Origin of the sequence: Streptomyces sp. NPDC007084, from assembly GCF_040703595.1 — a bacterium.
Lineage (GTDB): Bacteria > Actinomycetota > Actinomycetes > Streptomycetales > Streptomycetaceae > Streptomyces.
The window spans coordinates 247,113-266,337 of record NZ_JBEYFY010000001.1; the positions used below are offsets into that span (position 1 = coordinate 247,113).

Annotated in this window: 18 protein-coding genes and 1 riboswitch; of the genes, 10 read left to right on the forward strand and 8 right to left on the reverse strand. The window is 70.6% G+C overall.

Annotated elements, in window-relative coordinates:
* Nucleotides 1-41: 41 nt before the first annotated feature.
* From AB0912_RS01185 to AB0912_RS01195, 3 genes are all read left to right on the forward strand, one after another.
* Nucleotides 42-1,154 (forward strand): LacI family DNA-binding transcriptional regulator, encoded by a 1,113-nt coding sequence (locus AB0912_RS01185; protein ID WP_366695399.1) that lies wholly within the window; start codon nt 42-44, stop codon nt 1,152-1,154.
* Between the two features lie 190 nt (nt 1,155-1,344).
* Entirely contained in the window at nt 1,345-2,637 is a 1,293-nt protein-coding gene (locus tag AB0912_RS01190; protein ID WP_366695401.1) for a metallophosphoesterase, read from the forward strand.
* 181 nt (nt 2,638-2,818) lie between these two features.
* Nucleotides 2,819-3,685 (forward strand): hypothetical protein, encoded by an 867-nt coding sequence (locus tag AB0912_RS01195; RefSeq protein ID WP_366695403.1) that lies wholly within the window; start codon nt 2,819-2,821, stop codon nt 3,683-3,685.
* Between the two features lie 182 nt (nt 3,686-3,867).
* On the opposite strand, the gene AB0912_RS01200 is transcribed toward AB0912_RS01195, so the two are convergent.
* The 3 genes from AB0912_RS01200 to thiC all read right to left on the reverse strand — a co-directional run bounded on the left by AB0912_RS01200 (nt 3,868) and on the right by thiC (nt 7,479).
* Nucleotides 3,868-5,349, reverse strand: a complete 1,482-nt coding sequence (locus AB0912_RS01200) for a VWA domain-containing protein (RefSeq protein WP_366695405.1) — start codon at nt 5,347-5,349, stop codon at nt 3,868-3,870.
* Complete coding sequence (locus AB0912_RS01205) at nt 5,346-5,501, reverse strand: hypothetical protein (protein WP_366695407.1); 156 nt, start codon at nt 5,499-5,501, stop codon at nt 5,346-5,348. Before AB0912_RS01205 ends, AB0912_RS01200 begins: the two co-directional genes overlap by 4 nt.
* 157 nt (nt 5,502-5,658) lie before the next feature.
* Nucleotides 5,659-7,479, reverse strand: coding sequence for a phosphomethylpyrimidine synthase ThiC (gene thiC, locus AB0912_RS01210; protein ID WP_366695409.1), 1,821 nt, complete (start codon nt 7,477-7,479; stop codon nt 5,659-5,661).
* Nucleotides 7,472-7,628, reverse strand: a riboswitch (TPP riboswitch). It overlaps the preceding gene by 8 nt.
* Before the next feature lie 71 nt (nt 7,629-7,699).
* On the opposite strand from thiC, the gene AB0912_RS01215 reads away from it, so the two are divergent.
* On the forward strand, nt 7,700-9,436 hold the full coding sequence (locus tag AB0912_RS01215) for a YibE/F family protein (RefSeq protein ID WP_366695411.1): 1,737 nt from the start codon (nt 7,700-7,702) through the stop codon (nt 9,434-9,436).
* 165 nt (nt 9,437-9,601) lie between these two features.
* On the opposite strand, the gene AB0912_RS01220 is transcribed toward AB0912_RS01215, so the two are convergent.
* The 4 genes from AB0912_RS01220 to AB0912_RS01235 form a co-directional block, all read right to left on the reverse strand.
* Complete coding sequence (locus tag AB0912_RS01220) at nt 9,602-10,039, reverse strand: SsgA family sporulation/cell division regulator (protein ID WP_366695413.1); 438 nt, start codon at nt 10,037-10,039, stop codon at nt 9,602-9,604.
* A gap of 99 nt (nt 10,040-10,138) precedes the next feature.
* Nucleotides 10,139-10,876, reverse strand: a complete 738-nt coding sequence (locus AB0912_RS01225; RefSeq protein WP_366695710.1) for a helix-turn-helix domain-containing protein — start codon at nt 10,874-10,876, stop codon at nt 10,139-10,141.
* A gap of 453 nt (nt 10,877-11,329) precedes the next feature.
* Nucleotides 11,330-11,542, reverse strand: a complete 213-nt coding sequence (locus AB0912_RS01230) for a DUF5326 family protein (RefSeq protein WP_366695415.1) — start codon at nt 11,540-11,542, stop codon at nt 11,330-11,332.
* A gap of 164 nt (nt 11,543-11,706) precedes the next feature.
* Entirely contained in the window at nt 11,707-12,024 is a 318-nt protein-coding gene (locus AB0912_RS01235; protein WP_366695416.1) for a cupin domain-containing protein, read from the reverse strand.
* 80 nt (nt 12,025-12,104) lie between these two features.
* Between AB0912_RS01235 and AB0912_RS01240 the strand changes: the two genes are divergently transcribed.
* The 5 genes from AB0912_RS01240 (at nt 12,105) to AB0912_RS01260 (ending at nt 15,893) form a co-directional block, all read left to right on the forward strand.
* Nucleotides 12,105-12,488 (forward strand): phage holin family protein, encoded by a 384-nt coding sequence (locus AB0912_RS01240; RefSeq protein ID WP_366695418.1) that lies wholly within the window; start codon nt 12,105-12,107, stop codon nt 12,486-12,488.
* A gap of 14 nt (nt 12,489-12,502) precedes the next feature.
* Nucleotides 12,503-12,994, forward strand: coding sequence for a low molecular weight protein-tyrosine-phosphatase (locus tag AB0912_RS01245; RefSeq protein ID WP_366695420.1), 492 nt, complete (start codon nt 12,503-12,505; stop codon nt 12,992-12,994).
* A complete protein-coding gene (locus AB0912_RS01250) occupies nt 12,991-14,184 on the forward strand; it encodes a cystathionine gamma-lyase (protein WP_366695421.1) in 1,194 nt (397 codons plus the stop codon). Before AB0912_RS01245 ends, AB0912_RS01250 begins: the two co-directional genes overlap by 4 nt.
* Nucleotides 14,185-14,400: 216 nt before the next feature.
* Nucleotides 14,401-15,306, forward strand: a complete 906-nt coding sequence (locus AB0912_RS01255) for a LysR family transcriptional regulator (RefSeq protein WP_366695423.1) — start codon at nt 14,401-14,403, stop codon at nt 15,304-15,306.
* A 104-nt stretch (nt 15,307-15,410) separates the two neighbouring features.
* Nucleotides 15,411-15,893 (forward strand): NUDIX hydrolase, encoded by a 483-nt coding sequence (locus AB0912_RS01260; RefSeq protein ID WP_366695425.1) that lies wholly within the window; start codon nt 15,411-15,413, stop codon nt 15,891-15,893.
* A gap of 106 nt (nt 15,894-15,999) precedes the next feature.
* On the opposite strand, the gene AB0912_RS01265 is transcribed toward AB0912_RS01260, so the two are convergent.
* A complete protein-coding gene (locus AB0912_RS01265; protein ID WP_366695427.1) occupies nt 16,000-17,616 on the reverse strand; it encodes a globin domain-containing protein in 1,617 nt (538 codons plus the stop codon).
* Nucleotides 17,617-18,324: 708 nt separating this feature from the next.
* Here AB0912_RS01265 and AB0912_RS01270 point away from each other — a divergent pair.
* Complete coding sequence (locus AB0912_RS01270; RefSeq protein WP_366695429.1) at nt 18,325-19,194, forward strand: GNAT family N-acetyltransferase; 870 nt, start codon at nt 18,325-18,327, stop codon at nt 19,192-19,194.
* Nucleotides 19,195-19,225 lie beyond the last annotated feature (31 nt).

The following is a 19,225-nucleotide window of genomic DNA, read 5'->3' on the forward strand; positions in this document are numbered from 1 at the left end:
TCCGCACTACCCCACCGCATGAGCCCTACTATCGGCTCGCCATGACAGCAGCAGGGAAGCACCAGGTGAGCCGGGCGGAGACCACCCGCCGAGGCGGTCGACCGGGCCGGGCGGGTATCAGAGACGTGGCCGCGGCCGCGGGGGTCTCCATCACGACCGTGTCCGATGCCCTCAACGGCAAGGGCCGGCTCCCGGACGCCACCCGACGCCATGTCCGCGAAGTCGCCGACCGACTGGGTTATCGCCCGTCGGCCGCGGCCCGAACCCTCCGTACCGGCAAGTCGGGCCTGATCGGCCTGACCGTGACCACGTACGGGGATGAACCTTTCACCTTCACCGAGTTCGCGTACTTCGCCGAGATGGCCAGAGCCGCCACCTCGGCCGCGCTCGCCCGGGGATATGCGCTGGTCATCCTGCCCGCGACCTCCCGTCACGACGTGTGGTCGAACGTCGCCCTGGACGGGACCGTGGTCATCGACCCGTCCGACCAGGACCCCGTCGTCAGCGAGCTGGTACGCCAGGGCTTACCCGTCGTCTCCGACGGCCGTCCGGCGGGAGCGCTCCCGGTCACCGCCTGGGTGGACAACGACCACGAGGCCGCCGTCCTCGGCATCCTCGACCACCTGGCCGCCGCCGGCGCGCGCCGCATCGGCCTCCTCACCGGCACCACCACGGACACGTACACCCACCTCTCGACCACCGCCTATCTGCGCTGGTGCGAGCGCGTGGGCCAGGACCCGGTCTACGAGGCCTACCCCGCGCACGATCCGTGCGCCGGAGCCGTCGCCGCCGACCGGCTGCTCGCCCGGCCCGACCGCCCCGACGCCGTCTACGGGCTCTTCGACCCGAACGGCACCGACCTGCTGGCCGCCGCCCGCCGCTACGGTCTGCGCGTGCCCGACGACCTGCTCCTGGTGTGCTGCAGCGAGTCCATGGGCTATGCCAGCACCGAACCGCCCATCACGACGCTCTCCCTCAAACCGCGCAGAATCGGCACGGCGGTCGTCCAGCTCCTGATCGACGCCATCGAGGGGGTCGAATCGGACCAACCGGTCGAGCAGGTGATACCGACAGAGCTGATCGTGCGGACCTCCTCGCAGCGCAGGCCGCCCCGGACGACCGTCAGTCCGCCCCGATCACCCGAGAAGGACTGACGCCCGACGGCGGAGCCCCGCCCAATTCGGGCGAAAACCATGGTGGACCGGCCTCCTGTTCCGATTCACCACCCCTGGGTCATCACATGGCGCGATCCGCATTCCTATGATGGGCGGACGACACCGCGGGCCGCTGCGACCAGGCAGTCCGAACAGGTGCAGATGCGGCGCGATGGTGGTGGAGGGGTCGATGACTCAGGGGGCCGGTCAGGGACCCGAGGTGACGCGGACGGCGACGTTGCGCGACTTCCGGGTGCCCGCTTACGTCCACGAGACCGGTCCGTACGCGCCGAACACGCCCCAGGGCGAGGGCGCGGGGCCCGTCGGGCAGTCCGAGCCGTACGCGTCATCGGAGCCGGCGGCGGCGCCATACGCGTCGGGAGAGTCCGCGCCGTACGCGTCGGGGGAACCCGGGGCGTACCCGGCCGGTGAGGTGGCGCCCTACCCGGCGGGCGAGGCGGCGCCCTACGCTGGCGAGGCCGCGCCGTACGGGGTCAGGGATTCCGCCGAGGACTTCCCGGGCGAGTTCCCGGGCGAGTTCCCGGGGGACTTCCCCGAGGGATACACGCCCACAGAGCGCGATCTGCCGGTCATCAACCGCGGTGACACGCTTCAGGTCCCCGTCGACCCCGCCGCCGCCTCCGCTCCCGCGCCCGGCGAAGGCCCCGGACCGCTGTACGTCGTCGGCGACGTGCACGGCTACCTCGACCAGCTCATCGCGGCGCTCCAGGAGCAGGGCCTCCTCGACGCCGCCGGCAACTGGTCCGCGGGAACCGCCCGCCTGTGGTTCCTCGGCGACTTCACCGACCGCGGCCCGGACGGCATCGGCGTCATCGACCTCGTCATGCGGCTGTCCGCCGAAGCCGCGGCTGCCGGCGGCTACTGCAAGGCGCTCATGGGCAACCACGAGCTGCTGCTGCTCGGCGCCAAGCGGTTCGCCGACACCCCCGTCAACTCCGGTGCCGGCACCGCCACCTTCCAGGCCGCCTGGCTGCTCAACGGCGGCCAGAAGACCGACATGGACCGCCTCCAGGACCACCACCTCCAGTGGATGGCCCGCCTCGACGCCATGGAACTGGTCGACGGACACCTGCTGGTGCACTCCGACACGACCGCCTACCTCGACTACGGCGACTCCATCGAAGCGGTCAACGACACCGTCCGCGAAACCCTCACCCGCAACGACGCCGACGAATGCTGGGACCTGTTCCGCAAGTTCACCAAGCGCTTCGCCTTCCGTGATGACGGCGGCGCGGAAGCGGTCCGCGACCTGCTCGGCACCTACGGCGGCGCCCGCATCGTCCACGGTCACAGCCCCATCCCGTACCTGCTCGGCGAGGTCGGCCCGGAGGAGGGCGAGGACCGCGCGGGCCCCGTGGTGGAAGGACCGCACCTCTACGCCGACGGACTCGCCATCGCCATGGACGGCGGCGTGACCATGGCCGGAAAGCTGCTGGTCCGGCAACTTCCCTTGGATATCTGACCGTTCAGCGGGCAGGCGTCACTCCGGGCGGAGCACTCCGGCCAGGGGCCAATTTCCGGAAACCCCCTGTCGATGCGTGCCGTCCCCCCTCTACCATCGGCTTATCCGTAGCAGGCTCCCCTCCGTTTCTGCCCAACGGCTCGTCAGCGTGCGAGCCATCAGCCCTACGGAGCATCGGGGGATGCAGATGAACAGCGTTCCGCAGCACCTGCTGAGCGAGGACCGCCAGGACTACGAGCGGATCCTCGATGAGGCGCTGCGCTCCGCACCACACCGCCCGGAACTCGCCGCTGTCGGCCGGCGGCTCAACCTCGAACAACTGCGCACCATGGCGCTCAGCGCCACCGCCCTCATCACGACGGCCGCGGCGGACGAGTACGCGCACTACGTGAAGGCCCGTGAGGAACTGCGCCGCCCGGCGCGGCCCACCCCCCTCGTGAGCGAGGAGACCGGCTCCCCGGAGCCGGGCGCGGGCGCGATGGGGCTCGCCGCCACGGTGGGCGAGGTCACCGAGACCGCCGGGGCCGGCGCCGTCGCCGTCGTCGCCGTGCTCGCTCCCGTCCTCGCGGGGACCGCCGCCGCGATATTCCTGCTCGTGGGGTACATCCTCAAGATGCTCAGCCCCGAGCCGGCCATCGCCCAGACCCTTCTGACCACCGGCTGGGTCTTCGGCGCGATCACCGCGGCGGCGATCCTCGTCGCCGCGGCCGGACTGCTGCTGACGGCCCTGCGCAACAGCTCGTCCTCGCTCCTCGCGGGAGCGGGCGGCGAGTCGAGCGAACAGGTCGCCCGGGCCCGGGAGGCCTGGCACGAAGCCCTGCTGGAGCGCGGCATCCTGCCGTTCCTCCGGGAGGCCCTCACGGACCCGGGCGCGGCCGACCTGGACCGGCCCACACCGGCGGCGCCCAGCCGCATCCCGCACCTGGGCTACGACCGGCCGGGGTTCAGCAGCCCCGACGGCGGACCCGCGGCGGGACCGCGCCCGAGCTTCTCCAGCCCGGACTTCAGCAGTCCCGACTTCGGCGGCCCGGAACACCAGCCCGAGTGACCCCGGCCGACCGAGTGACACCGGTCGGCCGGGCGACACCGGCAGCCCAGGTGACCTCGGTCGGCCGACGGCCGGGGACCAGGAGATGAAGGGGCCCGCGTGAGCGCGCGGGCCCGCAGGGCTGCCTCGGCGGGGCGACGGGCGCGCACCTTGCCGGACGGGCCGTCCGGCCTGCCGCCGGCTCAGATGATGCCCAGCCGCCGCGCCTCCCTCATCCACGACGGGAACTCGGACAGCAGCCGGTCGTAAAGCTCCCCGTCCGGTACGTCGCTGATGTCGTCGACGGCGAAGAAGCCGACGTTGTCCACGCGCCGGCCCGGCAGGGTGTCGAACCGCTCCAGCACGCCGTAGTTGGAGCGCCCCAGCCCCACGAACTGCCAGAAGACCGGCTCGTCCACCGCCTCCCGCAGCTCGGTCTCGATCTCCTTGTTGCGGTAGACACCGCCGTCGGAGAAGAAGAGCACCAGCGTGGGCGCGGCGGCCGGGTGCTCCCGGACATACCTCCGGACCTCCGCGATCACCTTCTGTTCCTCGTTCTGGATCCCGACCGCGCGCATGTCCACCTGACCGGGCAGCAGACCCTTGCGCGGCTTCTTGCGCCGGAACAAGGTCAGTTCACCGACCCGCACATGACTCCGCAGCCACTCCGGCAGCTCCCCGAGAGCCAGGTCCGGCAGCCGGGCCGGGTTCGACGCGAACGTCCACGCCTGCATCTCGCCGTCGTCGTCGAGCTGCGCGGCCACCGCCGCCATCCGCTCGACGACATCGGCCACGACACCCTTCGAGTAGAGGAACGACATCGACCCGGAGGCGTCCAGCACCAGGATCACGCGCGCCGTCACCCCCTCCGCCCCGTGCTTGCGCAGACTGACCGCCACCTGCTCCTTGCGCAGGGACAGCCGCTTGCGCATGTCCACCGGCAACTGCTCCTCCCCCTTGACCAGACGCGGGGCGGAACCGGCGGCGGGAGCGGGCGGCGCGGCGGGGGCGGGCGGAGGCGGGAAGGCGGGGACCGGCGGGGGCGGGGAGGTGAAGGTTGGCGGGGGCGGGAAGGTGGAGGTTGGCTGCGAAGGGGTCGGCGCCGAGGTGGCTGCGTACGGAGCGGGCGTCGACGACCCGGTGGCGTCGGGTTCCTCGTCCACGCTGATCCCGAAGTCGGTGGCCAGGCCCGCGAGTCCGGACGCGTACCCCTGTCCCACCGCCCGGAACTTCCACTGACCGGCCCGCCGGTACAGCTCACCCCCGATGAACGCCGTCTCCGTCGTGGCCTCCATCTCGAACAGCGCCAGCTCCCCGCCCGTCCCGGCGTCGAGCAGCCGCAGCCGCAGACCGGCCAACTGGCCGAAGGTGCCCCCGTCTGCCGAGGCGCCGAGGACGACCCGCTCGATCTCCGGCTCCAGGGCCCCCAGGTCCACGCCCACGGTGTCGGTCGTACGACCACTGTCCTGGCGCTTCCCCAGATGCCGGACGGCGCCCGAGGCGTGCTGGGGCTGGTTGTAGAAGACGAAGTCGCCGTCGTCCCGTACCCGCCCGTCGGCCCGGAGCAGCAGCGCCGACGCGTCGGCGTCGGGCGCGCCGGGGCCACCGGACCAGCCGAGTTCGACCCGCACCGCCCCGACGGCGACGGGAAGGTTGCCGCCCTTGCTCATCGACGTCGCTGTCATGCGCCCAGTCTGCTCCCTTCGGTCTCCCGGCGCCCGGTCGCGTCCACGGCCACTTGGACGAACTCGCGCACTCGCTCGGTGCTGTTGCTCTCCTTCCAGATCAGTCCCCTTTTGATCGGGGCCGCGTCGTCGTGCAGGGGGGGTGGCGACATCGGGCCGGGGGTCAGCGCCGCCGGGAGTGCCCGCCGACCGGCAGGACGCCCCGGCCCGTCCTCTCGGCGGTGCGGGCGAAGTACCACTCCTCGGCCGGCGTCAGGAAGGCCTCGCTCTCCGGGCACGGCGTCCCGGAGAGCGCCCTCCTGAAGCAGGTCAGTCCGCCAGCGGCAGATAGACGCGGTTGCCCGCCTCCGCGAACTCCCGGGACTTCTGGAGCATCCCTTCGGAGATCTCCGCCGCCGAAGCGCCTTCCGCCGTGTCCCCGCCGAACCGTTCGTTGATGCTCTGGCTGATCTTCATCGAGCAGAACTTCGGTCCGCACATGGAGCAGAAGTGGGCCGTCTTGGCCGGCTCGGCCGGCAGCGTCTCGTCGTGGAACTCCCGCGCCGTGTCCGGGTCGAGAGCCAGGTTGAACTGGTCCTCCCACCGGAACTCGAAGCGGGCGTCGGACAGCGCGTCGTCCCAGTCCTGCGCACCGGGGTGCCCCTTGGCGAGATCGGCCGCGTGGGCTGCGATCTTGTAGGTGATGACGCCGGTCTTGACGTCGTCACGGTTAGGGAGACCCAGGTGCTCCTTGGGTGTCACGTAGCAGAGCATCGCGGTGCCCCACCAGGCGATCATGGCTGCGCCGATACCCGAGGTGATGTGGTCGTACGCGGGCGCGACGTCGGTGGTCAGCGGGCCGAGCGTATAGAACGGAGCTTCATCACAGATCTCCTGCTGAAGGTCGATGTTCTCCTTGATCTTGTGCATCGGGACATGTCCCGGGCCTTCGATCATCGTCTGTACATGGAAACGCTTCGCGATCGTGTTGAGTTCCCCGAGCGTCCTCAACTCCGCGAACTGTGCCGCGTCGTTGGCGTCCGCGATGGAGCCGGGCCGCAGACCGTCGCCGAGCGAGTACGTGACGTCGTACGCGGCGAGGATCTCGCAGAGTTCCTCGAAGTTCTCGTAGAGGAACGACTCCTTGTGGTGGGCGAGGCACCAGGCCGCCATGATCGAGCCGCCGCGCGAGACGATGCCCGTCTTGCGGTTCGCGGTGAGCGGCACATAGGCGAGGCGGACGCCCGCGTGGACCGTCATGTAGTCCACGCCCTGTTCGGCCTGCTCGATGACCGTGTCCTTGTAGATCTCCCAGGTGAGTTCCTCGGCACGGCCGTCGACCTTCTCCAACGCCTGGTAGAGCGGCACGGTTCCGATGGGGACGGGGGAGTTGCGCAGCACCCACTCGCGGGTGGTGTGGATGTTCCGTCCCGTAGACAGGTCCATGACAGTGTCGGCGCCCCAGCGGGTCGCCCAGGTCATCTTCTCGACCTCTTCCTCGATGGAGGAAGTGACGGCGGAATTACCGATGTTGGCGTTCACCTTCACCAGGAACCGCTTGCCGATGATCATCGGCTCGATCTCGGGGTGGTTGACGTTCGCCGGCAGCACCGCCCGGCCGGCGGCGATCTCCTCGCGTACGACCTCGGGTTCGACGTTCTCGCGGACGGCGACGAACTCCATCTCGGGGGTGATCTCGCCACGGCGCGCGTAGGCGAGCTGGGTGACCGCCTGCCCCGAACGTCCCCGGCGCGGCTGGCGCGGCCGGCCGGGGAAGACCGCGTCGAGATTGCGCAGTCCGCCGCGCGGAGAGGTGTGCTTGATCCCGTCGTCCTCGGGGCGCACGGGCCGGCCCGCGTACTCCTCGGTGTCGCCGCGAGCGATGATCCAGTTCTCGCGCAGCGGCGCCAGGCCCCTGCGTACATCGGTGTCGACACTCGGATCGGTGTACGGGCCGGAGGTGTCGTACAGCGTCACGGACTGCCCGTTGGTCAGGTGCACCTGACGGACCGGCACGCGCAGATCGGGACGCGTCCCCCCGACGTACGCCTTGTGCCAGCCGATGGACTTCCCGGCCTCATCGTCCGGGGACGGCGAAGAAGCGCCGCCCGTCTGGCTGGAGGCAGGCGTGCGTACGTCCTTGTTGGTCATGAGACCTACTCCCTACGCCGGCATTACCCGGTAACAGGTTCGGCGGTCGACGCAGCGGCTTCCGTTCACCGATGTTTCATGTGAAACATCGCGAAGACGGAGGTCAGCGCCCTCTCAGCCCGGTGCTCCGAGCTCCCGCGTGTGCAAAGGTGACTCCACGCTAGCGTCATATCTGGCGCGGTGAACAGGGGGCCCTTGCCGTTCTTGCGATGATCGGTCGGTGACGACGAACCGGCAGCCCTCGTTCCCCCCGTCCGAGCCACCGCGCCGCCCGGGCTTCGACGACGGCCGCGGACGGGGGCCCGGCAACGGACCCGGGCCCGGCGCCGGCTACGGCTCCGGTGAGGGCTACGGCCAAGCTTGGGACGATGGACCGGGATCAGGCGCCGGTCACGAGCACGGCTCAGGTGCAAGCCCCGGAGACGATCCGGGCAGGAGCCGCGGTCAGGAGCCGGGCGCGGGACACGGGCCGGGCTACCGCGGTGGGCACGGGCACGGTCCGGGCGACGGTCACGGGCAGGTTGGCGGTCACGGGCAGGGCGGCGGACACAGTCCGGACGAAGGACAGGGACACGGACCGGGCGGAGGACACGGGCACGGGCAGGGTCCGGGCGGAGGCGACGGGCACGGGCAGGGACCCGGCGGTGGGCACGGGCACTCGCACAGTCACAGCCACGGCCCGGTGGCGCCCGTCTCGAAGCATCTGCGCAAGGTCATCGCCGCCGTACTGATCCCCTTCGCCGCCGCGGTCGCCGTGGGACTCGTCGTGCTGTGGCCCGGTGGCGCTCCGGCTCACGAGCGCACCGGTGTCGGCTTCGACCGGCAGACGCAGAACGCGACGGTCACCAAGATCGTCGAGGTGGACTGCAAGTCCGTCAACGCCTCGGGGGAGACGCCGACGGGCGACACCTCCACAGCCGAGGGCTCCTCCGCCCAGCAACAGGCGACCGGGGAGTGCAAGCGCGCCACCATCCGGATCGACACCGGCAAGGACAAGGGCCGTACGTTCACGGAGATCGTCCAGCCGGACCAGTCACGGCAGTTGCACCAGGGCGAGAAGGTCATCGTCGCGTACGAGCCCTCCGCGCCCAGGGAACTCCAGTACTCCGTGGCGGACGCGAACCGCAGGCTGCCGCTGACGCTTCTCGCGGCCCTGTTCGCCCTGGTCGTCGTGGTGGTGGGCCGGATGCGCGGTGTGATGGCGCTGATCGCCCTGGCCATCAGCTTCATGATCCTGAACTTCTTCATCCTGCCCGCGATCCTGCAAGGGTCGAACCCCTTGATCGTGGCGGTCGTGGGGTCCAGCGCGATCATGCTGATCGCGCTCTACATGTGCCATGGCCTGTCGGCCCGGACATCCGTGGCCGTGGTCGGCACCCTGCTCTCCCTGCTGCTGATCGGCATCCTGGGCTCGGTCTTCATCGACTGGGCCGTGCTGACCGGCAACACGGACGACAACACCGGCCTGATCCACGGCTTGTACCCGTCCATCGACATGAGCGGCCTGCTGCTGGCCGGAGTCATCATCGGCTCGCTCGGCGTCCTCGACGACGTGACGGTGACGCAGACGTCCGCGGTCTGGGAACTGCACGAGGCCAACCCGTCGATGGGCTGGCGGGGCCTGTACCGCGCGGGCATCCGGATCGGCCGCGACCACATCGCGTCCGTGGTCAACACGCTCGTCCTGGCCTACGCGGGCGCCGCGCTGCCGCTGCTGCTGCTCTTCTCGATCGCGCAGAGCAGCGTGGGCACGGTCGCCAACAGCGAGTTGGTCGCCGAGGAGATCGTGCGCACCCTGGTCGGATCGATCGGCCTGGTCGCCGCCGTGCCGGTGACGACCGCGCTGGCGGCTCTGGTGGTCGCGGCGGACCGTGCGGGAACCCCGGCCGCCCCGCTGGAGCCCGCGGGAGCCCGGGTGCCCTCCAGAACCGGGAAGGGCCGACGCCGTAAGCACTGAGCCGCCGGCGCGGTCGTCACCGGGCCCTCCGACGGGCCGGTGCCGTATGCGCTGAGCCGTCCGACGGGCGCGAGGGCCGGGTCCCGCAGCGGGCGCGCCCGCAGCCATGCGCGGCGGGGCGCACCTGCCGAGGAAGCGTTACACCGCCCAGGGAGTGACGAGGCTTCAGCCCGCGCTCTGCTCCTCGGCGAGGATCCGGTCGAGCGCGTCGTCCAGGTAGGTGTCGAATCCGTCGAGCGACCGCTCCTGGCCGAGCGGCACCAGCTTGTCCGTACGGTCGAGGAACGCGACGAGCGGTGCGGCTCCCGACCGGAACAGGGCGTGGTCGGAGCCGACCTGAAGCCGGATCAGCACGTCACCGAACGCCTCCGGGTCGGCCGGCGCGATGTGCACGTCACCGTCACCGCACGGCCTGCCCACTCCGTCGATCAGCAGCTCCCGCCCGAACGCCCAGGTCACCGGCGCATCGCCGGGCAGATGGAAGGTCAGCCGCACGGCGTACGGATCGCAGGTCTCGTAGCGCAGTTCCACCGGAATGCGGAAAGAGAGCTCCTCGGACACGAGGAAACTCATCATGACCTCTGCCTGCACCGACTCGCGCATCGCCTACCCCGTCGTTTGCCGTCACCTGGCCAGGAATCATCCCCCGGCCATAGCTGAAATCTTGCTCAACGTGCACGACAGATCACAAGGAGTGAGTTTTCAGATACTGATAGAGATGCCGAGTGACCCCAGGGCCAGGCCGATTTCACTCTGCAACTTCCGTGTCGCGGGGAGCAGCCGCTCGGCCTGATGGGCCGGCAGGGACAGGCCGATCGACCCGGCAGTACTGCCCACCGTGATGGGGATCGCGGCACAGACGGCACCGAGCGCGTACTCCTGCCGCTCGATCACCGGTTCCATGCGGGCGGTCCTTTCCAGCCGCCGCAGCAGCCGGCCGTCGTCACGCACCGTGTACGGCGTGAGGGAGCGCACGGGGTAGCGGGCGAGGTGGTCGCGCCGGGACTTCTCGTCGAGCTGGGACAGCAGGCACTGCCCGATCGCGTGCGCGTGGCCGGTCTCCCGGAAGTCGGCCCACTCCTCGACCGCGGGGGTCACGGGGGTGTCGGCGACGCACACGACCTCGATCTCACCCTCGCGGTAGATCGCGTAGTAGACGGGCGCGCCGATCGCCTCGCACCACCGCCCAAGCATCTCGCTCACCGTGCTGCGACGTTTCTGCTGGGCGGCGCTGCTGCTCAGGCGTTCGGCGGCGTCCCCCAGGAAGAAGAGCCCCTTGTCGCGGCGCAGATAGCCCTCGTGGACGAGGGTGCGCAGCAGGTGGTACGCGGTCGGCAGCGCCAGTCCGGCCTCCCGGGCGAGCTGTTTGGCGGGCGCGCCCTGGTCGCGTGAGGCGACGGCCTCCAGCAGCCGCATGGCCCGCTGCACCGAGCCGATCAGCGTGGTGGGGTGCGGGGGCGCCTGCTCTCCCGGCGGGACCGAGGAGACCGACGAGGCCGGGGCGCCCGGCGCGTTCGACGGGCCCGCCCCGCTCGGCGGGTTCGGCGCCGGGGAAGGCGGGGGCGTGTCCCCGGGAGACGTGCGCGGCTGTACCGGAGGGAGCCGGGCCACCGCGGATTCGCGCGATCGCTGGAAGGGTGGAGCGACGGATGGGGCGGGTGCGGTGTCAACCGTGGCCAAGAGGCACTCCCGAAGCGCGAGGAGGACCGCCCGTGCGGGGGAACACGGGAGGGGGCTGTGCGCTGCCCGCGGGGATCGACCCCCGCGTCGAATTCCGGACTTTAACCGTCGGCCGCCGCTCACAGCCGTCCTCGCCGGAAACTTCCCCCGCCCGAGGGAACCTTGGGTTCCCTTTCCCTCCGCCCCGTTACCGATCGCTCACCCTCTCGGGCCTCACCAGTCGCTGCGCGAGGAGGAACTCGACGTGAACTTCCGCACGATGTAGATCAGACCACCGACCAGCGCGACGAAGACGAGCAGCTTGAAGAGCAGGCCGATGACGAAGCCGACGACGCTCGCTATCAGGCCCCCGAACACCACCAGGGCGATGACCGGCACCGCGATCCACTTCACCCACCACGGCATACCGTCGAAGATCTCTCGCATCGCCTTTTCCTTACCTCTTCTCGCCCGTGGCCCCGACACCGGGATGCCGATTCCGGGTTCTCTGATGTCCTGCGTTCGATGCTAGGTCGCCAAGGGGCCGCACGGGGCTCTCGCACCCCTTGTCCTCCCCTGACCGTCCCCCTAGGGAACCCTGAGACGCGAGGTCAGCTCTCGGGGGGAGAGAACACCACCAGGACCCGGAGATCCTCGGTGATGTGGTGGAACTTGTGGGCCACACCGGCGGGCACGTAGACGACACTGCCGCGCGCCACCTGGGTGGTCTCCAGGCCCACCGTGATCGACGCGCGACCGCTCACCACGAAGTAGACCTCGTCCTGGCCGTGCGGGTTCTGGGGGTCGTGCTCTCCGGCGTCGAGGGCGTACAGGCCGACCGACATGTTCCGCTCGCGCAGGAACTGCAGGTAGGCCCCGTCGTTGGCGGCGCGTTCCGCCTCCAGTTCGTCCAGCCGGAATGCCTTCATCGTCCTCGTCCGCTCTCGCGCGCCCGGGGTTGTCCACAGCCGCTGGGTGCTTGTCGATCTCGTCTGCCACGATCAGACACATGAAGAATTTCGTAGTCAAGACGATCGCCAACGCGGGAGCCCTGGCCGTCGCCGTGTGGCTGCTCGACAAGATCACTCTCACGGGCGACAGCACGGGCAAGAAGATCGGCACACTGCTGCTCGTGGCGCTGGTCTTCGGCCTGGTGAACTTCCTGGTCAAGCCGGTGGTGAAGGTCCTGACCTTCCCGCTGTTCATCCTCACGCTGGGCCTGATCACCCTGGTGGTGAACGCGCTGATGCTGCTGCTCACCTCGTGGCTCGCCGACAAGCTCGACCTGAGCTTCCACGTGGAGGGCTTCTGGACCGCCGTTCTGGGCGGTCTGATCATCTCCATCGTGTCCTGGGCGCTGAACGTCGTCCTGCCCGACGGCGACGACGACTGAAAGAGAGCCCGCCCATGTCCTATCGCGTCTGTTTCGTCTGCACCGGCAACATCTGCCGGTCCCCGATGGCCGAGTCCGTCTTCCGCGCCCACGTCGCGGACGCCGGGCTCGGCGGACTGGTCGAGGTCGACAGCGCGGGCACGGACGGCTGGCACGAGGGGGACGGCGCCGACGAGCGCACCGTGGCCGTGCTGGAGGCCAACGGCTACGAAAGCGGCCACGAGGCCCGGAAGTTCCAGGCCTCGTGGTTCTCCCGCCTCGACCTCGTCATCGCGCTCGACGCCGGCCATTTCAGGACCCTGCGCCGGCTGGCACTCACCGCGCGGGACGCGGAGAAGGTCCGGCTGCTGCGGTCCTACGACCCCGCGGCGGGCGACGACCTGGACGTCCCCGATCCGTACTACGGACATATGGACGGCTTCGACGCGTGTCTTGAGATGGTGGAGGCGGCGAGCCCAGGACTGCTCGCCGCTGTACGAGAGCAAGTGGAGGGACGAGCGGCATGACGTCTGGGGATTTCGTCACGGGAACCGGTGCGGACGCGGGCCCGGCGGGGCGGAGCGAGGGCACGGCGCAGCGCGGTGACGGCACCCGCGCGGTGCGTGCGGGGCTGCCCGAGCCCGTGAAGTACGAGCCCACGCTGCCCGGCCCGGTCTTCGCCGCCCACTTCCATCTCGCCGGTGAGCCGACCGGCCCGTACACCTACGGCCGGGACGAGAACCCGACGTGGACACTCCTGGAGCGCGCCATCGGCGAGCTGGAGGCACCGGGACAGGACGGTGTCGAGACGCTCGCCTTCCCGTCCGGCATGGCCGCCATCTCCGCCGTCCTGTTCTCCCACGTCCGGGCCGGCGACGTCGTCGTGCTGCCCGACGACGGCTATCAGGTGCTGCCCCTGGTGCGCGAGCAGCTCACCGCGTTCGGCGTCGAGGTGCGCACCGCCCCCACCGCCGGCGACGCCCAGCTCGATGTGCTCGAGGGTGCGAAGCTGCTGTGGATCGAGACGCCCTCGAACCCCGGGCTCGACGTGTGCGACCTGCGGCGCCTCGTCGAGGCGGCCCACGCGCAGGGCACTTTGGTGGCGGTCGACAACACGCTGGCCACCCCGCTCGGGCAGCGCCCGCTGGAGCTGGGCGCCGACTTCTCCGTGGCCAGCGGCACCAAGATGCTCACCGGCCACGGCGACATCCTGCTCGGCTACGTCACCGGCCGCGACGCCGCTCTGATGGCTCCCGTCCGACGCTGGCGCAAGGTGGTCGGCGCCATTCCCGGCCCGATGGAGGCCTGGCTGGCCCACCGTTCGCTCGCCACGCTGCAACTGCGCGCCGACCGGCAGACCGCCAACGCCCGCGTGCTCGCCGAGGCGCTGCTGGAGCGGCCGGAGGTGACCGGGCTGCGCTACCCGGGCCTGCCCGACGACCCCTCGTACAAGATCGCTTCGCAGCAGATGCGCCGGTTCGGCTGCGTGGTCTCGTTCACGCTGCCCACGCGCGAGCACGCCGACCGTTTCCTCGACGCCCTGACCCTGGTGGACGACGCCACCAGCTTCGGCGGGGTGCGGTCCACGGCCGAGCGGCGCGGACGCTGGGGCGGGGACGCCGTCCCGGAAGGGTTCATCCGTTTCTCGGCGGGCGCGGAGGACCCCGAGGACCTGGTGGCGGATGTGCTGCGGGCGCTGGACGCGGCCGCGCGGTAAGGGGAGCATGACGGCGGGATCAGTACGCCCGCTACGTACAACGGACGGTCCGAGCCTCCCCCCTCGTGGCTCGGACCGTCCCGGTTCCGCGCGCGAAGAACCGCGCGAACAAGGCTAGTTGACTCTGTGTCAGTGTCCAATCACCGTAGCGACAGAGACCTATCGACTTATTTATAGTTGGGGCTCGCGCGGGGGTGCTGGGAGGGGAGGGGCCCGATGGACTTGGCCTTGCTGCGCACGTTCGTGACGGTGCACCGGGCCGGTTCCTTCACTCGTGCCGCCGCGCTGCTCGGTCTCTCCCAGCCCGCCGTGACCTCGCAGATCCGCACGCTGGAGCGGCAGCTGGGACGCCCGCTGTTCCTGCGCCAGGCCCGCGGGGTGACGCCCACGACCATCGGCGACGAACTGGCCCACAAGGCGGCCCCGCATCTCGACGCGCTCGTGGAGATCACCGAGACCGGCCTGGACGAGGACTCCCATGTCCGCACCCTGCATCTCGCCGGGCCCCCGGAGTTCACCGCCGAGCGCGCCCTGCCCGCCCTCACGGAGCTGACCGGGGAGGACGGTCAGGGCTTCGCGCTGCGCGCCTCCTTCGGCACCGCCGAGGAGACGCTGGAAGGCCTCGGCGCCGGACATCATGATCTGGCCATCACGACGGCCCGTCCGCGCGGCGCGCTCCTCACCGCGACTGCGCTCTGCGACGAAGAGCATGTGCTGGTCGCCGCCCCGCGCTGGGCCGCCCAGATCGGGCCCGGCAAGCTCCGCCGCAAGGGCGCGCACGCGCTGGAGGGCCTGCCGGTCGTGGAGGTCCACGAGTCGCTGCCGCTCGTCGCCCGCTACTGGGCCTCGGTCTTCGACTGCCGTCCGGCCTCCTCCGGCACGGTCGTCGTGCCCGATCTACGGGCCGTCCTCGCCTGCGCCGCCGCGGGTGCCGGCCTCGCCGTCCTGCCCAGGTACCTCTGCTCCGCGGCGATCGCGCGCGGCGACGTCGTGGCGCTTCTCGATCCGGCGGTGCCGCCGCTGCGGACGTACTTCCTCGTCGTCCGGACGGGAACGCTGGCGATGCCCCACATCGCCCGGGCGCACGAGTGGCTGCTGCGGGCCGCCGCCGACTGGGCCTGACGGTCCGGCCCCGCGCAGGGCCGCTGCCAGGGCTTCCGGAGGTTTCGCGGGAAATGGCGCCGTCGTGATGTTTCACGTGGAACCAGCCGGGCCACATTCCTCCCATGACCGTCCGACCCGTGGTCAAGCGCACCGCCCGTGCCGTCCTGCTCGATGGTGACGACCTGATCTTGATCAAGCGCACCAAGCCCGGCGTCGATCCCTACTGGCTCACTCCGGGCGGCGGGGTCGAACCGGAGGACACGACGGTCGTGGAAGCGCTCCACCGCGAGGTGCACGAGGAACTCGGCGCCAAGGTCGTCGACGTGGTCCCCTGCTTCGTGGACACCGTCGAGCACATCGGCGACGACGGCGGCGCGACCGGCGTGAAGGTCCAGCACTTCTTCGTCTGCCGCCTGGAGTCCATGGACCCGTCCCTGCGGCACGGGCCGGAAGTGGACGAGCCGTGCGGCGAGTACGAGATCGTCAGGGTCCCGTTCACCCGCGTCGGCATCGCCTCGGTCCACCTCGTGCCGCTGTCACTGCGGCACTACCTCGACGGGAACATCGAGGGCGTTCTCGCCCTGCACGCCCCCGACCTGGGCTGACCGACGACACCGGCGTCGCCGGGTGACCGGCGTGGCCGGATGACCGGCGTGGCCGGGTGACCGGCGTGGCCGCGTCCGTTCCGGGCGCGCCGCTGGGCGCCCGCGGTCAGTCGCCCACCGCCGCGACGAGTTCCTCCACCGAGTCGTGGCGAATCCGGTCGGACGGGATGCCGATGTCCCTGAGCGCGTCGACCCCGCTGCGGATCATGCCGGGCGGCCCCGACACATAGGCGTCGTACTCGTTCCACGGCCCGTATTCGCGGACCACGTCCGGAAGCTGGAGGTGCGCCTGCCGGTCGATGACCGGGCGTACCGCGAGCCAGGGGTGGCTCTGCTGCAACCGCAGCATGGTGTCGATGTCGTACAGGTCGTGGTCGGTGCGTGCCCCGTAGAAGACCTCGACCGGGCGGCGGTGTCCGTGTTCGGCGACATCCTCGACCAGGGCCTTGATGGGGGCGATGCCGGTGCCGCCGCCGAGGCACAGCAGGCCGCTGTCGGTGGTGTGGTCGACGGTCATCGAGCCGGACGGAGGGCCGAGCCTGATGACATCGCCGGGCCGGGCACGGTGCACGAGGGCGTTCGAGACCCAGCCCGCCGGAACGGCCTTCACGTGGAACGTCAGCAGCCCGTCGGAGCGGGGTGCCGACGCGAAGGAGTAGTGCCGCCAGACCCGCGGCCACCAGGGGGTCTCCACGCTCGTGTACTGGCCGGCGAGGAACGGGTACGGCTGGTCGGGCCGCACGGTGATGACGGCCACGTCCGGCGTCCTCAGGTCGTGGGACACCACCTCGGCGAACCACCAGGCAGGGGCCCGCAACTCGTCGGTGGCCGCCGCGTCGATCATGACCTGGGAGATCGTCGTGTAGGCGCGCACCCAGGCCGCCTCCGTCTCCGGGTCCCACACCGCCGAGGCGTAGTGGCTAAGGGAACCGATGAGGCACTCGCCGACCGCCGGGTAGTGCTCGGGCCTGGTTCCGTACTTGCGGTGCCCGCGACCGAGGTTCTGGAGGTAGGCGACGAGGACCTCGGTGTTGTCGATGTGCTCGGCCGCGGTCAGCAGCGCCTTGAGCAGGCGGTCCCGCTGGGTGTCCATCGCGGCGGGGAAGAGCGGGCGCAGTTCCGGGTGACGCACGAAGAGCAGCGCGTAGAAGTAGGAGGTGACCTTGTCGGCGACCGGGCCGACTTCCGCCATGGTCCGGCGGATCAGTACGGCGTCGGCGGACGGCCGGCGGGCGGCAGCGGGCTGCGAGGCCGCCGCTTTCGGCTGTGCGGACGGGGCAGGACGCATCCCGGACAGCGCCGACTCGTGCGGGCCGAGTGTGCGGCGCGGTGTCCCGTTGAGCCCGGTGGCCGCGGAGGCCGCCTCGCGGAATGCCGGAGTCGCGCCGTTCCGAGCGGCCGATTCGCCTGTGGATATTCGTTCCTGCTCGGAGGTTTCCTGGTCAGGGGCCGCCTGCGCGGGGGTGGTCTGCTCGGGGAGTGTGTGCGTCGGATCGTGCCGCCCGGGGGGTGTGGGCTCGGCGCCGGCGGGCTGTTTCTGGTCCTCGGGCACGGGCCCAGCGGTGGAGCGGCCCATCGGCCGCATCGCGGCGAGTCGGCGACCGTCCGACGGCGCCTGGTCCCCGCTGGGAGCCTCGGGCTCCTTGCGTGGTGTGAACCAGCCGCCCCCGCCGTTGCCGCCTGAAGTGCCGTTGTCGGCCGACGTGGTGGTCGGAGCGTCCATGTTCTGCCTCGCCTCGAACATCTTTCGGTCGGTCTGCGCATCCTCACGATCGGAAGATGCCTGCTTTCCCCCGCAGACGGCTTGTTCTCTGTGCCGGTTCAGTCCTGTTGACCCAATGCGGCCAGATTGAACCCGCATCCCCGCTCCGCACGGACAAGTAAGGCGAGAATGTGACATTGGCCGCAGCGCTCTCACCGCAGCATCCCACTCCCGGTCGATGCCCGACCGCATAACGGAAAATAGGGGTCTTCGATCTCTCCATCCCGTTACGCTGCTTTGGCCTGCGTTCGTTCCACCGTGAGGCGTACACATCCCGGGGACGCGAACCGGAGTCGACCATACCGGCAGTAGCCCCCGACACAAGTCCTCTCTTCGCTCTCCGCGAATGAAGGGGACCCGTCCCACCAATTGCCTCAATTGCGGTGCACGATGGGCCAATTGGCAGGTGACCGACACAGATTCCGCTCCGCCCCGGAGCGAGTTGCCGGACCGCCCGGACGCCCCTCCGCATTCGCCTCGAAGTCTTCACAGAGACGGTTCGCGATCTCCATCCCCGCCATCGAGCCGAGCGCGCTCCCCTTACGGCTTACGGCGAGGTTTCACGTGAAACGTCCATCGGCGTGCGGGCGTCCACGGCATGGCGGAATGCGGCGGGGCCGCCGGGAAAGCGGTGGACGACGAGGGGCCGTGTCGGGCAGCGTGACCCGTGTGTCGACCTCACCGCTCTCCGCTCTGCCCGTTCGCCGTCTGACGCTTCGCGATCTCTCCGCCTGCGTCGGCCTGTCCGAGGACCGCGGCTGGCCCCCCGAGGAGCACAAGTGGGGCCTGCTGCTCGCGGCCGGCACGGGGTTCGGGATCGACGACCCCGCCGGGGGCCTCGTCGCCGCGTGCGTGGTGACCACCTATGGCCCGGCACAGCGACCCGAACTGGGTGCTGTCGGCATGGTCCTGGTCGCCGAGCGGCACTCCCGCCAAGGCGTGGGCCGCCGACTGATGCGGCACGCCATCGCGGAGATGGGCCCCACGCCGCTGACCCTGCACGCCACGGCGCACGGACGTCCGCTCTACGAGGAGCTGGGCTTCAAGGTCACCGGCCGGGCGGAGATGGTCCGCGGGGTGTTTCGTCCCGGCGACGACCCCGAGGCCGAGGTTTTCACGCGCCCGGCGACGGCGGAGGACCTGCCCGCGATCCTCCGGCTGGACGACGAGGTCTTCGGGGCCGACCGGACGCACATGATCACCCGACTGCCGGCATTCGCCGACCAGTTGCGCGTGGCCGAGGAGAGCGGCCGGATCATCGGGTACGCGTCCGCATGGCCCAACATCGACAACCATGTCGTCGGACCGCTGATCGCCAGGGACACCGAGACGGCGAAGGCCCTCGTCGCCTCCCTCGCCGCGCACGTCGCCGGTCCGCTGCGCACGGACGTCGACGTGCGGCACGAGGAACTGCTGGCCTGGCTGAAGGAGCGCGGACTCGCCTCCCTGTCGTTCAACTCGGTGATGACGTACGGGATCCCCGAGCTGCCGGGCGACTGGAAGCGCCGGTTCGCACCCCTCACGGTGGCCGCCGGCTAGATCTCTCCCCGTCCCGGACGTCACTACAGAA